We start from the raw sequence: 15,075 nt of genomic DNA on the forward strand, positions 1-15,075 counted from the left end.
TACCTCTTTTTAGATGATTTTCTGTAAAAAGAGTTTTAGAAGGTTTTTTTTCGTTATGATTTTAAGCTGCATCGTCTTTAAGCTGCATCCTCAGCAGACTGAGAGCTTATGAAAGCTCTGCCACATCATCATTTTCCTAGGATTAGCAACGGGATTTCAGCAGTGTTCTTGAAGGGAGCTCAGCTTGCAACAACGAATCGAAAGTGTTTTTTGGGCTTAGGTTTTAGTCGGGTTCGTTCTTCGCGACTGAGCCACAACAAGATCAGCACCAGGATTGGCATTAAAAGGTCTGTAAACAAGATTGTTCCAACATTGGCGGGAGCATCATTGGACTGGACAACCAGCGAAGAAACATGCCCGAGCCAATCGGCGAAGAACCAGCTGGCATAGGCAACGATCGAGGCAACCAAATAGTCACGACTTCGCCGCCAGAAGCTACTCAACCCAAGGATGCCAATGGTGAGATTGGCGAATGCCACTTCATTCTCGAATGGGCGATTAGGCCAGCCGATCTGCTCGGCGATGAACTGGCTAAACGCTATATGCATTGCGAATCCATACAGTCCCCCTAGACCCATGACCCAAAAAGCGATCCAGAGCAGGGTTGCTTCCGACCAGCGACTGACGTTCCAACTACGGCGAATCTGCAGGGCCCCGCATAGCAAAGCAATCAATGCGGTTCAAAGATCGATATGGCCAAAGATCAAACGGACCAAGTGATTCATCGGATAAATTATTTCCCTAAGAACATTTAAAAAGCATGTTGTGAGAATCTTTTAGAGGGATATAAGCCCAAAGAAGCAAACTTCTGCATTTCAAGATCGTTTACCAAGACTGCAACCGTATATGGCTTGATTGATCTGATAGCAATCGGTTTGATGGAACTCTTTTCAGCCAAGCTCCTTGGCGAAATGGTGAAACACAATGTTGAACCCTTGTTTTGCATAAAAACGATGGGCTCCAAATCGCTCCACGCCTGCATCTAGATGGATCTGTCTGCAACCCGCATCCCTTGCGATCGCCTCCAAGTAGCGCAACATCTGAACTGCCAGACCCTGGCCCTGATAGGTGGGGTTCGTCACAAGATCTCCCAGATAGAAGTAGTTGCCAAGCGATAGGGAAGAAGCCAAGCGATATCCCGCCAGGACTGCCAATGAAGAGAGTTGCTTCTGATCAGTTGGATTGAGGTCTTGAAAGAGACCCAAAAGCACATAGCCATGGTCATTGCGTTGCAGCCCAAGACGGCTGATGAAATCAGCCTTGCCGAGTTTCGGATGAAGGTGGCGGATCAGGCCATAGGCCTCGTTCAACTCCGAAGGGGTGTTGAGTTCATGGATCATCAACCGACTCAGTTGTTTGTTATTGCACCTCCCATCTTGCAAGGCTTCCTTGCTCAAACAACGTCGTTAAGGTCATACATAGAAACAAGAAAAAAGTATGGCCCTGCATCGTTCCAATCCCCGCTCCAACGATCTGGAAGAACATGCCATTGGGGAAACCATTGATGCATTGGTCTCACCATTACCACGCACGACTTTCCCGCAAGAGTGCCGTCCTGCATTAACAACATTTAATTTGCTCAAGGAGGAATTATTGCTTGATGGCAACAGCAAACAAAATCTGGCCACCTTCTGTCAGACCTATGAAAGCCAGCAGGTGGCTGAGCTAATGGCCCTCGCGGTTGACAAGAACCTGATCGACAAGGACGAATATCCCCAAACCGCAGAGATTGAACGCCGTTGTGTTTCGATGATGGCTGATTTATGGCATGCCCCCGGTGAAGCTGTGGGCTGCTCCACCATCGGGAGCAGTGAGGCCGCCATGCTGGGTGGCTTGGCTGCGAAATGGCGTTGGCGTGAACATCGCAAAGCGGCAGGTCAGTCGATCGATCGCCCCAACATGGTTTGCGGCAGTGTCCAAATCTGCTGGACGAAATTTGCCCGCTACTGGGACGTTGAGTTGCGGGAGGTGGAGATGACCTCCGGCGAGCTCTGCATGTCTCCAGAACGAATGCTGGAGCAAGTGGATGAGAACACCATCGTTGTGGTACCTACCCTGGGCGTCACTTATCACGGCCTGTATGAAGACGTACAAGCCATCAGTCAGGCCCTCGATGAGCTGCAACAGCGAAAAGGACTCGACATTCCTATCCATGTGGATGCAGCCAGCGGTGGCTTTCTTGCTCCTTTCTGTGCCCCTGATCTGGCTCCCTGGGATTTCCGTTTGCCGCGAGTGAAGTCAATCAACTCCTCTGGCCATAAGTTCGGCTTAGCTCCTCTGGGTGTGGGTTGGGTTCTTTGGCGTGAGTCCAGTGATCTACCGGAAGGATTGGTTTTCCATGTGAGTTACCTAGGAGGCGATATGCCAACGTTTCAGATCAACTTCTCGCGGCCAGCGGGACAGGTGATCTCCCAGTACTACGACTTTGTCCGCCTAGGTCGCGATGGTTATCAAGCCATCCATGGAGCGAGCTATGCCAATGCTCAATATGTTGCTCAAGAACTCAAAAAGCTAGGCCCATTTGAGTTAATACACGATGGCAACCCATCACGTGGCATCCCCACTGTGGTATGGACATTGCGAGCCGGCAAAGAGCTTGGTTTTAACCTTTACGACCTCTCTGATCGACTGAGATTACGTGGTTGGCAAGTGCCAGCTTATCCATTCACAGGTGAGCTTGCTCATCAAGCCTTTCAGCGGATCTTGGTAAAACGTGATTTCTCACGTGAAATGGCTGATCTCCTACTTACCGACATCCGCAACGCCATAACTCATTTCGAGAGTCATCCTGTCAAGATCAGTCTTAACGCTACTGAAGCAGCGTCTACTAATCATCTCGGCCGTTCAATGGTTGAATGCCGTGATGCGCATGGATGATGCCCCCCCATTGGGGGCTTTGAATTTAAAGCGGGAGCATCCTCCAAACCTTCAATCGCATTATTCAAGTCCATGGGGCACGACAGCTTGGCGGGAAGATGTTCCTGTTAGCGACAGACCGCATGAATTAGAAGCTCATTCACGTTGGGGGCTATGGACAAGTCGTCGTCTGCGAAAAGGCCATGGACCGCTGGAGCAAGGAAAGTATCGAACCTTGGCTCCGAAGCATATGGTTCAAGCATTACTGCGTGAGAAAGACGTCCATCGTCTTGAAGTGCGAACGGCCGTGGCGTTCATCATTGGTCCGCTGTTGTTCGTTATTGGCAGTGTTTTGCTGATAAGCAAACTTGGCTCGGGTGCAGCGCTCTTGGCAATTGGCTCCGTTTTTTTTACGGCAGGAGGTTGGTTTCAGTTGGAACAGGCTTTGTTGGTGACCCGTGGTTTGCTCAATCGGAAGCAGCGCTGGGGCTGGTGTGGAATTTGGTGTGCGCTAACGCAAAGCATTGGCACCGTTCTTTTCAACATAGAGACATTTTCAACCTGGGGGTTGCCTTCACTGAATGGAGCACCATGGCTAATGCTGGAGGTTGCTCCCAACATTCTCGGGTCAGTGCTGTTTGTTATTTCGGCGATCTTCGGGCTTCTTGAGGTGGGTCATGGCCGTCTCTTCGTCATACAGCCGCACCATCTTGGTTGGTGGGTGGCTGTTGTGAATGCACTCGGATGTCTGTGGTTTATGCAAGCAGCCATCGCTGCTATCCCTGTAGATTTATCCATAGCCGCTGTGCTTGATCCTCAGGTTGCGATCCGAGCAACCTTATTGGGAGCCTTAGCTTTTACTGCTGTAGGTGTGCTGAGCCTTGCCGAGTGTAGTGAGGATGAGGTTAAGAGCTAAAATTGCATCTAATAGGGTCTTATCTCTTTGCTGATGATCAATAAAGCTTGTGTTACGACATAAAAAATCAACTCCTCACTAGAAAATAAAGGAGTTTTTTTCTTTAAAACAATAGGTTCCTATTTCTGGAATACTCCTATTAAGAAGACCTGCGTGCTCGTCTAAATATCCTATGAAGTTTCAGAATCGTCTTTGTGAGAAAACACTCATCTGTACAACTCCTACATCCTGGGGGATGGGATTAGGGCCCCAAGGGATAGCAGAAACTGAATAAACGTACAGGCCTGCGGGTGGATTCGTCATCACATTGAAAGCCACAGTGACCTTGGATCCGGGCGGAACAGCTTCCTGAAAGTTGATAGTGATCGATCGATTGCTGTCCTCGAAATTGGCAGATACCGGCACGGAGGATCCACGCTGACGTGGCATTCCTAAAAATGCCTTTGGTTGAATAGGACCGTAATAGAAAGCAGGCTGGACACCGCGAATCTGTTTTAAGCTGATTCCGCCGAGACCAGCGTCTGCTCCTTGTGGCAACTCGATCACGAAATAGAACTTTGCTCCACCTTCAAATGCATAGCTGCTGTAGTTAATTAGTTTTGCCTTAGTCGGCACTGCCACAAAAGATGTCTGACCATTGATCTCAAGCGCTGGCGTATGGATTGGGAACAGCAAAAACGCCGCAGCCAATGCTGAAGGAATCAGTTGCATCAGCTCGTCAGGAAAGGCTTGGGATTCTGATCAAAGCGATCGTAAATCGGAATTGGAGCGCCCATCTCAGGGCTATCGAGCTGGGCTGTTTGTTCAAGGGCTTGACGCAGCCGTCGAGCTGATAGCAGTGGCATGTCTCGCGGGACTGAGATGCGATCCCTGAGGTAGCGCAATCCTCTAGCACTTCCTGGATCTGGTGAGCAAGAAGCCCCTAAAGCCATTCGTGTGAGCGTGGCCCTTAAGGGTTGATCGAAGCGAATAGCTCCAAGAGGGTTGAGCTCCAAAAGTCTTTGACGATGCTTCAACACCCTTGACAGAGCAAGACCCTCGGGCCGGGTCTTTGAGTTATCGCGATCAGCCCAACAGGTTTCCAATTCCGCAAGGCCTGCACCACAATCAATAGCTTCTGCCAATTCTTGTTGTTTTGGATTAGGTGCAACCCAGCATCCACCCATCTGAGGTGGCAAGTCGTGGGCATGGGTATGGAAGTCACCCTGCGTACCTCGATACACCTCCAATTCTTCGAGAGCCTTAAACCACTTGTGAATGGCGGGATGTTCTTCCCGCAAGCTGAAACCTTTGTAATACGCCAATGAGGCATTCATCCTTTCTAGATAGGGGATAAACACCACATCAGCGCTTCCTGGGCATGGGCTGGTTGGTGTATTGCTAGCTGGATCCAGCCAAGGTCCTTGTTCTGCTGACAGCTGCTGTTCCATCATCCGGGCTTTGATCTGAAATTGTTCTCGGCCTACCTTTTCCTGCCTCTGATTCAATCGAGCTGTGCAAAGCCACCGACACCAGGCTGCAAACAGTTGCCGTTCAAGATCTCGCAACTTAAGGGTGCGCGGGTCCTCCAACCGATGACCTAGAGGACCAAAGGCATGCTCTAGAGCTAACAAGATCTGATCACTTTCCGTAATCAAGCGACCATCAAGCTCGAGGGCAGGAAGCATTCCTGAAGGCACTTTTTTCTTGAACCAGGCTTCCTTTTGCCCATAGCAGCGCATGGTGACTTTGCGAATCCTGTAGGGGATCTGCTTCCATTCGAGCCAAAGCCACACCTTCTGGCAGTAGGGGCACCAGGCGTGATGGTCCCGATAAAGAGTCACCCTTAAAGCTTTTTCAGATTGCCCAAACAGGCGCAAGGTGGCTTGGGCATTGGTGGGGCCATTGATTCGATCAGCCTCCGGCACTGCTAGCTCTGCTAAGGCCTGCCAGTCAAGAGCTTTTGTCGACGCTGCAGCAGGCATAAATCCTTGATTTGAAGCCGCATCATCATGCCTGTTTCGAGTGCCTTTAGGTGCTTAGGCAAAAGGTTCTCGATTCAAATCAAATGATCAACCATTGATGTTGGATGAGCCAAGAGTTTCGGCCAATGCTCGATTGCAGAGAATCCATAACTCGTCGTTCTGAATGAGTCATGACAGGTTTACTGGTCATTGTCGTCACGATGCCTGAGTAATCCTGGCGTTGCTTTCTTAAGGAGTTGACAATGGATGCAGTGATCCTTGTCTCTTGGAGCATCCTTTTGATCTGATCGTGCTTGGCGCTGGCTCTGGTGGACTAGCCGCTGCTAAGCGAGCCGCAAGCCATGGTGCCAAGGTCGCCATCGTTGAAGGTGACCGTGTTGGAGGGACCTGCGTCATTCGCGGCTGTGTCCCTAAGAAGCTGTTGGTCTACGGATCTCTTTATCGGGAACAGCTTGAAGTTGCCCCCAGTTTTGGAGTTGAGTTGAGTGATGCACGGATCAATGCGGGGGTGTTGCTAGCCAATGTGCGTCAGGAAGTGGATCGTCTCAATGCTCTTCACATTGATCTGCTAGCCAAAAACGGTGTTGAGCTTGTGACGGGATGGGGAAGTTTTACGAGCCCAAACAGCGTGGCTGTCTCAAGGAACGGAGCCATCGATGCTTCACAGGAACTTCTCGGCGATCACATTCTGATCGCGGTCGGTGGGCGTCCCCATCGTCCTGATATCCCAGGTGGGGAGTTGGGCTGGGTTAGCGATGACATGTTCATGCAAAGCAGCTTCCCCGACCGAGTGGTGGTAGTAGGGGCTGGATTTATTGCCTGTGAATTTGCCTGCATCCTCCATGGCCTTGGCGTCGAGGTCATCCAACTGGTGCGAGGGGATCACTTGCTGCGTGGCTTTGATCGTGAGCTCTCCACTGCAGTACAGGATGGAATGCAGGGGAAGGGCATTGATCTTCGTTTTGGAGAAAACCCAGCCGCTCTAAAAGGCCAGCCTGGCGATCTCGTCTTGTCAACCCAGAGCGGGGAACGCTTCTCTTGTGGGGGGGTTCTTCTTGCTACAGGACGACGACCCTTTTTGCAAGGCCTCAACCTTGATGCTGCTGGGGTCGTTTTAGAAGGTCGACGTATTTCAGTGGATGCCAACCAATCCACAAATATCCCTCACATCTTTGCCGTTGGTGATGTAACAGACCGCATCAACCTCACCCCTGTGGCAATCGATGAGGGCAGGGCATTCGCCGACACTGTTTTTGGCAATAATCCACGGCAAGTTAACCATGATCTCGTCGCTAGTGCTGTATTTAGTCAGCCTGAATTGGCGACTGTTGGACTTAATGAAGAGCAGGCGATTGATCGCTATGGCAAAGATCAGGTCAAGGTCTACCGCGCCCGCTTCCGATCCATGGCTCAGGCCTTGCCGAAGCGGGGACCCCGTTGTCTTCTCAAGTTAATTGTGGATCGCAACACTGATCGAATCCTTGGTTGTCACATGGTGGGGGAACATGCTGCCGAAATCATTCAGATGGCATCAATAGCACTAGCAATGGGTGCTACAAAGGCAGACTTTGATCTCACAATGGCATTACATCCCACCGTTTCTGAGGAGTTTGTCACGATGACCTGAGTTATTGGTAAACCAGGAATACAGGGATTACCGTCACCAAACCCCGAATTGGTTTAATATATTGTTATTCTAGGAAACACTATAGCTTTGGATTATTAATAACCATTTTCCAAGTATTGTCAGTTATTTATATCAATTCAATTGGCGGAGCATGAACATTTCCGTCAAATAGGCTCTTGTCTACATCTCTCAACTTCATGGATCCGTAGTCGCCGAAGTCAATAATCGTATTGTCTCCTTTTGAGATAAACTCGTATTCCCAACCTTTATCGATTTGAATGATGTCTCCAGACGCATAGTCAAAATCCTTGACCACATCTTTGCCTTTGCCTGCCATGAATATATCTGCACCATCCCCACCGGTAAGTGTGTCATCGCCTAATCTGCCTTTAAGGATATCATTGCCATCGTTACCAGTTAAGCGATCATCGCCTTTTCCTCCACTAAGATAATCATCACCAGTGTTGCCATAAAGTTTGTCTTCGCCAGAATCGCCATAGATGCGATCATTTCCGTAGCCACCAACAATTTCATCTCCGCCTTTATCTGCGTTGAGCCTAAGACCCTTCATTAAGTCATCAACTTTTAAACTTGCAAGATAATTATCCCTGTCTTCATCTGTATTCTCACTTAAATAAGTATCCACAGCTATTTTTTGGCTATCGCTCAATGTTTTATAGTATTTTTGTCCTTTAAACTTTGAAAGACGATATTCACCATTATTGAGCTTGGTTCGCAAACCAGGCTTTCCTTTACAGCCACATGGGGAATTATCATTTGCGAAATCGTATACAACCTTCTCGACATTATTGCCATAGTACTCGTACAAATCATTTGTTACGATGAATAAGTGTGGGTGGAATTTTTTTAATCCAGATTTCGCAGCGTTAAAGCCATCATCGAACTGTGTGTTTGCGTCGTAATAAGCGCCAGTTAAATCTAAGTTAGTACCCTTAAGATTAGCACCATGAAGAACGGCACCGTCAAAATTAGGCTTACTATCAAGTTTGTGAGCTTTTGAACTTGTAGCACCGCCTGAGGCTGGTTCTAGGTATGCATTAGTTTTTAAGCTTGCTGGAGCACCTGTGGCTCCAGATAAATTTGCTCCTGCTAGATTTGCCCCAGTAAAATCACAACCAGTGAGGTTTGCATAGGAGAAATCTACGGATTGACAATTAGCATTTGTAAAATCTGAATTACTTGCATCTACACCAGAGAAAAGGCCAGAGGTTAAGATTGCGGCTTTATAATTGCCATTTGGTACAATTGGATAATCGCTGTAGTCCCATGTAGCAGCCGTAATTGCCTGGACATAGGGATTGATAGTGGGCAAGAGGCTATCCATATCGGCATTGAAATTCGTCTCTATCTGAGTATTTACAGTCGGCAAGATTTCATTAACATATTCAGTAATATAATCACTGACCTCTGCTGATGGGGCCTCTGGACACCAGCCACCTGAAATAGGCTTCAACCATGAACATACATCGTTATTCCACGCAGATGTGAGTGGGTCTAACAATGAATCAATGATGAAATCACAAAGCACATTCACTCCTGTAGAGATAGAAATATTCTCAGCTGTTAACTCTGTTGCTTGAGGAAATAGTTCATAACCAACACCATTTGCTATATGATTTGCTTCATCATTGAAGGATGGAATCTCAATTATTGCATTGAAATAAATCGGGATATCAGGTATTTCCCCAGGATATGATGAAACATTTTCCTTGATATCTCCAAAATTGTATCCTATACCATCGTAAGAGAACTTGATGTTCGTAATAGCTGCAGAGCCTGATATCTGAATCAAATCACCTTTAACTACCTGATCAAAGTTATATTCAATTGTTTCCGTCGTGAGATTGCTAGCTGGCACTGCTGGAGTGGCCGGATTCATTACAGCCGATACTCCTGGTGACATTTGAGCAGAGCCAGGAATCCCAGGTATCCCCGGCACCAGTGTGTATGCTGGTTGAGCCGGCACCAGTGTGTAAGCGGGTTCAGCCGGTTGATATGGTGTTGGCTGTGTCATCGTCCCGCTTGTAAAAGTAGTACTATCAAGCAAAGGTGTTATTGCATCACTAAATCCTTTAACAGAGGCTTCAACTTGAAAACCCGCAGAAAGAGAACCTGTTTGTGCGGGGACAGTGCAACTTACATGCATCCAACCACAAGGGTTGCTCTTGGGAATAACAGTACCTTTAATCGATCCAGTCTCTTCCCAACTATAACCAAAGTCGTTAGTTGTGCCCGTTATCCAACCATCACTTCCACCATTTATTCCATAGTTAATATCCCAGCTATCAGCAATAAGTTGCTGGATCTCGTCCATCAGAGTTACGGCTAGATCAGTCGTTGACTCAAGCGATGCAGCTCCAGTGTTTTTTAGGATATTTGGAGCCATTATGCGTACTTTGATACACTAAATGATTCTAAATCTTAGCAACGCATCATCAATCCTTCTGAAGGGCTGTTGTTTCCCTTAAAGAATATTGGGATTTGATCCCTTTAACGGATGAAGTATGTAAAGACCAAGGCTAAATCAAAGTTTCACTGCCTGGGAGTATAGCCTAAATTAATAAGAATATTTCTATAGAGTCCGTACTAGACGATTATCGCTATAGAGATATGAACTTTTTGAAAGTACTTCTGGTTATTTATATCAATTCAATTCGCGGCACAATTTGATTATTGCCTTCAAATAGGCTCAGGTCTACATCTCTCAACTTCATGGATCCGTAGTCACCGAAGTAAATAATCGTATTGTCTCCTTTTGAGATAAACTCGTATTCCCAATCCTTGTCGATTTGAATTATATCTCCAGATGCTAAATCAAAATCTTTGACCACATCTTTGCCTTTGCCTGCCATGAATATATCTGCACCATCCCCTCCAGTAAGTGTGTCATCGCCTAATCTGCCTTTAAGGATATCATTGCCATCGTTACCAGTTAAGCGATCATCGCCTTTACCTCCACTGAGATAATCATCACCAGTGTTGCCATAAAGTTTGTCGTCGCCAGAATCGCCATAGATGCGATCATTTCCGTAGCCACCAACAATTTTATCTCCGCCTTTATCTGCGTTGAGCCTAAGACCCTTCATTAAGTCATCAACTTTTAAACTTGCAAGATAATTATCTCTGTCTTCATCTGTATTCTCACTTAAATAAGTATCCACAGCTGTTTTTTGGCGATTGCTCAATTTTTTATAGTATTTATTACCATTAAACTTTGAAAGACGATATTCACCATTATTGAGCTTGGTTCGCAAACCAGGCTTACCTTTACAGCCACATGGGGAATTATCATTTGCAAAATCGTATATAACTTTGTTGGCATTATTGCCATAGTGTTCGTACAAATCATTTGTTACGATGAATAAGTGTGGGTGGAATTTTTTCAATCCAGAGTTTTCGATGTCAAAATCTTCATCGAACATTGTATTTACATCGTAATAAGCGCCAGTTAAATCAAAGTCAGTACCCTTAAGATTAGCGCCATGAAGAACGGCACCGTCAAAATTAGGCTTACTGTCAAATCTTTGAGCTTTTGAACTTGTAGCAGAGCCTAAGGCTGGTTCTAGGTATGTATTAGTTTTTAAGCTTGATGGAGCACCTGTGGCTCCAGTTAAATTTGCTCCTGCTAGATTTGCCCCAGTAAAATCACAACCAGTGAGGTTTGCATAGGAGAAATCTACAGATTGACAATTAGCATTTGTAAAATCTGAATTACTTGCATCAACACCAGAGAAAAGGCCAGAGGTTAGGATTGCGGCTTTATGATTGCCATTTGGTAAAATTGGATAATCTTCGTAGTCCCATGTAGCAGCCGTAATTGCCTGTACGTATGGAATGATAGTTGGCAAGAGAACATCCACATCGGCATTGAAATTCGTCTCTATCTGAGTGTTGACGTTTGGTAATATCTCACTTGAGTATTGATTAATATAATCTTCTGCGTATTGAGATGGTGCTTCCGGTACGCTTGCTCCTACTGCTTCAAAAAGTGAGCCTACATATTCATCCCACATGGATGTAAGAGGGTCAAGCAAGGAGTCTGTTATAAAGTCACAAAGAACATTTACTCCTGTGGAGAGTGATATGTCTTCCGCCTCAAGCTTGGTTGCTTGAGGGAATAATTCATAGGCGACCCCATTTGCTGTTCGGCTTGGCGCATCATTGAATGAGGGAATGTCAATTACTGCATCAAAATATAGAGGGATGTCAGGTATAGCTTGCATATCCATCGTTCCAAGTGATATTGTCCCTAAGTTAGTTGTCACGCCTGCTATATCTACCGATAGATCTGTAAATGATGCACTGCCAGATATATTTATTAAATCTCCCTGAAGTACTTGATCAAAGTTATACGTTACTGTTTCCGTTGCCAGTCCAGATGAATCTGGATCTGTCATAGTGCCATCTTTAAATGTAACACTTGCAAGCAGAGGGTTTATTGCATCGCTTACGCCGGTAACAGTTGCATCGACCTCAATACCACCAGACACAGATCCTGTAACTGCTGGAATAGCTGGTGTCATAACAGCTGGAATAGCTGGTGACATTACAGCTGGAATAGCTGGTGACATTACAGCTGGAACGCCTGGTGTGCCTGGAACGGGACAACTAAAAGGAGGACATGCATTAAATCCTGGTGTTCCAGGTATCGCCGGAGTAATTGTGTATGCGGGAACAGCCGGAGTAATTGTGTAGGCGGGAACAGCCGGAGTAATTGTGTACTCACCAACTCCTGGAATGATTGTTCCACTTGCTTTGTAGGAATCATCCCACTTATATCCAAAGTCATTAGTTGTACCCGTTATTTCTCCAGCACTTCCACCATCTATTGGATAGTCAATAACCCAGCTATCCGTAATAAGTTGCTGGATCTGGTCCATCAGAGTTGCGGCCAGATCAGTCGTTGACTCAAGCGATGCCGTTCCAGTATTTTTTAAAATGTTCGGAGCCATTATGTTCAGCGCGATAGATTATTTACAATCAAATATTAACAGAGCAATTGCCAATACTGCTAAAGGGCTGTTTTATTCCTTAATGGGTATTGAGATTTGAGCCCTTTGGCAGATACAGTATCTAAAAAACTAAGTTAAAGAATCACTACCTGGGGTGCTTTAATTGGGGTGCTTTAATATCTTTATGCTGCAAGAAATTCCTCGAAGTCCCTATTTTGGTAGGATTCCAGGTTAAAGTTAACTTAAACTACTGAATCTAACAACCAATAAAATTAACTCGTTTAACCGCTTATGCCCTGTAACTACTTATACGACGTTGTCGCTCATGAACCATTACTTCAGGATACAACCCTCCATCTTGCAAGGGAATTACTAGAGTCAGGGAAGGTGGAGGATTCATTAGCTTTCTGCTCTACAGTACTCAAAAAGGAGCCTCGCAATCTTTTTGCGCTTGCCCTCAGTGCTGATTGCTTTAATTATTACGATAGGAAGCTCGACGCTTTGATTTTTTTGCAAGGCAGTAAATCTGCACAGCCAGATTGTCAAATAATGCACATTGCAGTAGCACATCAGCTTCAACTTATGGAACGATATGAAGAGGCAAATCACATACTTGAAAATATTCTTGATAACAATCGTCATTCGGCATTAATTCGAGAGTACCTTGCTCATACATATTGTAATAGGCATCAATTTCATGAGGCACTATTAATCCTAGAGCCTCTACTCCCTAATCCCATAGAGGAGCGTATCTCTCATCAGGTCATACAAATACTATTAAATATAGATCGGCTTGAAGAGGCGATTGACTATGCTCTGCATGCCTATAAACAGAATAAGAGCATTGAGAATTTGCTGATATTGGCTAATTGTTATCAATCTAACAGCCAACCTGAATTAGCCTCACAAACATTATTGCAAGCGTCATCTCTATATCCTGATAATGAGTCATTATTTGTTCAGAGTGTATCAGCATTGTTTGACCTGGGTAGTAATAAGCTTGCCTGGGATCTTATTCATCAAAGCCCATTTTTGAATGATGGAGGCTCCCTTTTCAAGTTTGGCTTGGGTCATCAATATTTGCTTGAAGGTGATTATGAGAATGGGTTCGAATACTACTCATATGGCATTGAACTTACCTATAAGGATTACAAACAAGATCAATTCACAACCTGGAATGGTCAATCTTTATGTGGCAAGGATATAATTGTTGTTGCACTAGACCATGATATAAGAGATATTCTCTTGTTTAGTCGCTACCTGTCTCCCCTTTTCTCTGAGGCTAAACAGGTTATAGCCTTAGTTCAACCATATATGGCCCGCTTTTTCCGCTGTATTAATAACGACATTAGTGTTCATGTTGATATTGAGCTTGTCAAGTCAATATCAGATGTAAACACTATATGGCTACCAATCTCTAAACTACCACTAAGATTTAATCCTACTCCTGCAACACCCTTAAAAGTTGAATCCAATGACAAGCTTCTGCCTGCTATTCATATGACAGATAAGCGGAACTTCTCTTCATTAACTCAGTCAAATTCTTTTCCTAAGGTTGGTTTTGCCTTGAACAATCCTAACTTTACTCAAGGCGTAAGTCATTTTAAGACAAGAGTTGAGCCAAGTATTGCTTTAAAGCCCTTTAAAGGACTGCCGATAAACTTGATTGAGCTTGATTCTGATCAATCTTTTGCAGATGTAATTAATAAAGACGCCTGTTCTTATTCGAATTATCTTTGTCTTGAATCTCCTCGTGAAATATATCATTCAGCTGTTCTTTTAAATCACTTAGATCTATTGATAACTTCGGACCATCCCTATGCCTTTCTTGGTGCAATGATGGGTATAAAAACAATAGCAATAATTCCGCCAAATCCTCATTTTATGTTTATGCGAGAGGGAAATATCTCACCATGGTTTGATAGTATTGACATTATTCGCAGCAACTCTTGGGTTGACTTTGCCAGTATATCTGCAGCTTATGAAGCTAAAATAGATTCACTCTTGATAACGCTATTAAGCGACTCTGGTAAGTAGACTAGCTCTTCTGCTACTCCTACTTCACCTCGGAACCAACTGTTAATTGAAAGAGTTAGTCTTGCTTTTGGTTCTAGATTTGGATCGACAGAGTGAGCCAAAGCAGAGGGGAAAATTATAAGTTTACCGTAACTTCCTTCGAATAACTCTTCAATTTCAAGACGATTGGTGGCCATATCTCCAGCAATTGTATTTGACAATGCATATATAGATGGTAAATAGAATCTTGTTGATGATGGTTCAGATAGATATAGTATACCTGATAATATTGATAGAGCATGTGTATGTTTATGATGCATCTCGCCTATATCTGATCTGTTAAGCCAGCTTTGGGTAATGCATAGGTCTCTTACGGATTCCTCTCTCCATCCAACAGATTGCCTCACATCATTAAGGCATTCCTCTAGCCAAATATGTAGTTCTCTGAGGCTATCAACGGACTTAAGAGTTGATGAGGGATGAATATAAGAGCGTCCGGTATTTAATATATTCTTAGAGGCACCTCTTGCCTTGATAGTTTCCCATTCGATATTTTTGCCATAAGTAGCTATTGCTTTTAATAGAGATTTAGGGCACTGGTAACTATATAGAACTTGTGTAAGTAATCCATTCAGTTGCTTCACTTGAAAATTACCTAATTTTTCATGCTGTAAATCATACCGGCTCTGATTGCTATTTGCCTTGATAGAACTTCAAAGTATT

Annotated in this window: 11 protein-coding genes; 4 read left to right on the forward strand and 7 right to left on the reverse strand. The window is 45.0% G+C overall.

All coding sequences use genetic code 11. The features are described 5' to 3' along the window. Positions 1 to 179: 179 nt before the first annotated feature. Both SIB79_RS06810 and SIB79_RS06815 read right to left on the reverse strand, forming a co-directional pair. On the reverse strand, positions 180 to 674 hold the full coding sequence (locus SIB79_RS06810; protein ID WP_236072556.1) for a DUF6790 family protein: 495 nt from the start codon (positions 672 to 674) through the stop codon (positions 180 to 182). A gap of 216 nt (positions 675 to 890) precedes the next feature. Beyond that, positions 891 to 1,340 carry a GNAT family N-acetyltransferase gene (locus SIB79_RS06815; protein WP_413681015.1) on the reverse strand — a complete coding sequence of 150 codons (450 nt, stop codon included), beginning with the start codon at positions 1,338 to 1,340 and terminating at the stop codon, positions 891 to 893. Positions 1,341 to 1,437: 97 nt separating this feature from the next. Here SIB79_RS06815 and SIB79_RS06820 point away from each other — a divergent pair, with 97 nt between their 5' ends. Then, positions 1,438 to 2,877, forward strand: a complete 1,440-nt coding sequence (locus tag SIB79_RS06820) for a glutamate decarboxylase (RefSeq protein WP_063403279.1) — start codon at positions 1,438 to 1,440, stop codon at positions 2,875 to 2,877. Then, positions 2,870 to 3,772: a hypothetical protein gene (locus SIB79_RS06825; RefSeq protein WP_236072554.1), complete on the forward strand. Its 903-nt coding sequence runs from the start codon at positions 2,870 to 2,872 to the stop codon at positions 3,770 to 3,772. The genes SIB79_RS06820 and SIB79_RS06825 overlap by 8 nt, the downstream gene beginning before the upstream one ends. Before the next feature lie 180 nt (positions 3,773 to 3,952). On the opposite strand, the gene SIB79_RS06830 is transcribed toward SIB79_RS06825, so the two are convergent. Both SIB79_RS06830 and SIB79_RS06835 read right to left on the reverse strand, forming a co-directional pair. Beyond that, positions 3,953 to 4,483: a DUF2808 domain-containing protein gene (locus SIB79_RS06830; protein WP_063403277.1), complete on the reverse strand. Its 531-nt coding sequence runs from the start codon at positions 4,481 to 4,483 to the stop codon at positions 3,953 to 3,955. Further along, entirely contained in the window at positions 4,483 to 5,736 is a 1,254-nt protein-coding gene (locus SIB79_RS06835) for a glutathione S-transferase family protein (protein WP_063403276.1), read from the reverse strand. The genes SIB79_RS06830 and SIB79_RS06835 overlap by 1 nt, the downstream gene beginning before the upstream one ends. 265 nt (positions 5,737 to 6,001) lie before the next feature. Here SIB79_RS06835 and gorA point away from each other — a divergent pair, with 265 nt between their 5' ends. Beyond that, the gene (gorA, locus tag SIB79_RS06840; RefSeq protein ID WP_063403275.1) at positions 6,002 to 7,363 is read left to right on the forward strand and encodes a glutathione-disulfide reductase; all 1,362 of its coding nucleotides are present in this window, start codon (positions 6,002 to 6,004) and stop codon (positions 7,361 to 7,363) included. A gap of 127 nt (positions 7,364 to 7,490) precedes the next feature. On the opposite strand, the gene SIB79_RS06845 is transcribed toward gorA, so the two are convergent. Together SIB79_RS06845 and SIB79_RS06850 are read right to left on the reverse strand one after the other, a co-directional pair. Next, positions 7,491 to 9,698, reverse strand: coding sequence for a pentapeptide repeat-containing protein (locus SIB79_RS06845; protein ID WP_196757589.1), 2,208 nt, complete (start codon positions 9,696 to 9,698; stop codon positions 7,491 to 7,493). A 325-nt stretch (positions 9,699 to 10,023) separates the two neighbouring features. Further along, complete coding sequence (locus SIB79_RS06850; protein ID WP_413681017.1) at positions 10,024 to 12,336, reverse strand: pentapeptide repeat-containing protein; 2,313 nt, start codon at positions 12,334 to 12,336, stop codon at positions 10,024 to 10,026. 291 nt (positions 12,337 to 12,627) lie between these two features. Here SIB79_RS06850 and SIB79_RS06855 point away from each other — a divergent pair, with 291 nt between their 5' ends. After that, positions 12,628 to 14,373, forward strand: a complete 1,746-nt coding sequence (locus SIB79_RS06855) for a tetratricopeptide repeat protein (RefSeq protein WP_063403272.1) — start codon at positions 12,628 to 12,630, stop codon at positions 14,371 to 14,373. Here the strand turns inward: SIB79_RS06855 and SIB79_RS06860 are convergent. Next, positions 14,316 to 14,996 carry a putative 2OG-Fe(II) oxygenase gene (locus SIB79_RS06860; protein ID WP_074161313.1) on the reverse strand — a complete coding sequence of 227 codons (681 nt, stop codon included), beginning with the start codon at positions 14,994 to 14,996 and terminating at the stop codon, positions 14,316 to 14,318. The two genes, SIB79_RS06855 and SIB79_RS06860, sit on opposite strands and share 58 nt — an antisense overlap. Positions 14,997 to 15,075 lie beyond the last annotated feature (79 nt).

The organism is Prochlorococcus sp. MIT 1342 (genome assembly GCF_047304495.1).
In the GTDB taxonomy this organism is placed as follows: Bacteria; Cyanobacteriota; Cyanobacteriia; order PCC-6307; family Cyanobiaceae; genus Prochlorococcus; species Prochlorococcus marinus_D.

Excerpts from the sequence above, each read along its gene's own strand:
- SIB79_RS06815 (WP_413681015.1), bottom strand. The coding sequence starts at position 1,340 with ATGATCCATGAACTCAACACCCCTTCGGAGTTGAACGAGGCCTATGGC.
- SIB79_RS06820 (WP_063403279.1), top strand. The coding sequence starts at position 1,438 with ATGGCCCTGCATCGTTCCAATCCCCGCTCCAACGATCTGGAAGAACAT.
- SIB79_RS06825 (WP_236072554.1), top strand. The coding sequence starts at position 2,870 with ATGGATGATGCCCCCCCATTGGGGGCTTTGAATTTAAAGCGGGAGCAT.
- SIB79_RS06830 (WP_063403277.1), bottom strand. The coding sequence starts at position 4,483 with ATGCAACTGATTCCTTCAGCATTGGCTGCGGCGTTTTTGCTGTTCCCA.
- SIB79_RS06835 (WP_063403276.1), bottom strand. The coding sequence starts at position 5,736 with ATGCCTGCTGCAGCGTCGACAAAAGCTCTTGACTGGCAGGCCTTAGCA.
- SIB79_RS06845 (WP_196757589.1), bottom strand. The coding sequence starts at position 9,698 with ATGGACGAGATCCAGCAACTTATTGCTGATAGCTGGGATATTAACTAT.
- SIB79_RS06850 (WP_413681017.1), bottom strand. The coding sequence starts at position 12,336 with ATGGCTCCGAACATTTTAAAAAATACTGGAACGGCATCGCTTGAGTCA.
- SIB79_RS06855 (WP_063403272.1), top strand. The coding sequence starts at position 12,628 with ATGCCCTGTAACTACTTATACGACGTTGTCGCTCATGAACCATTACTT.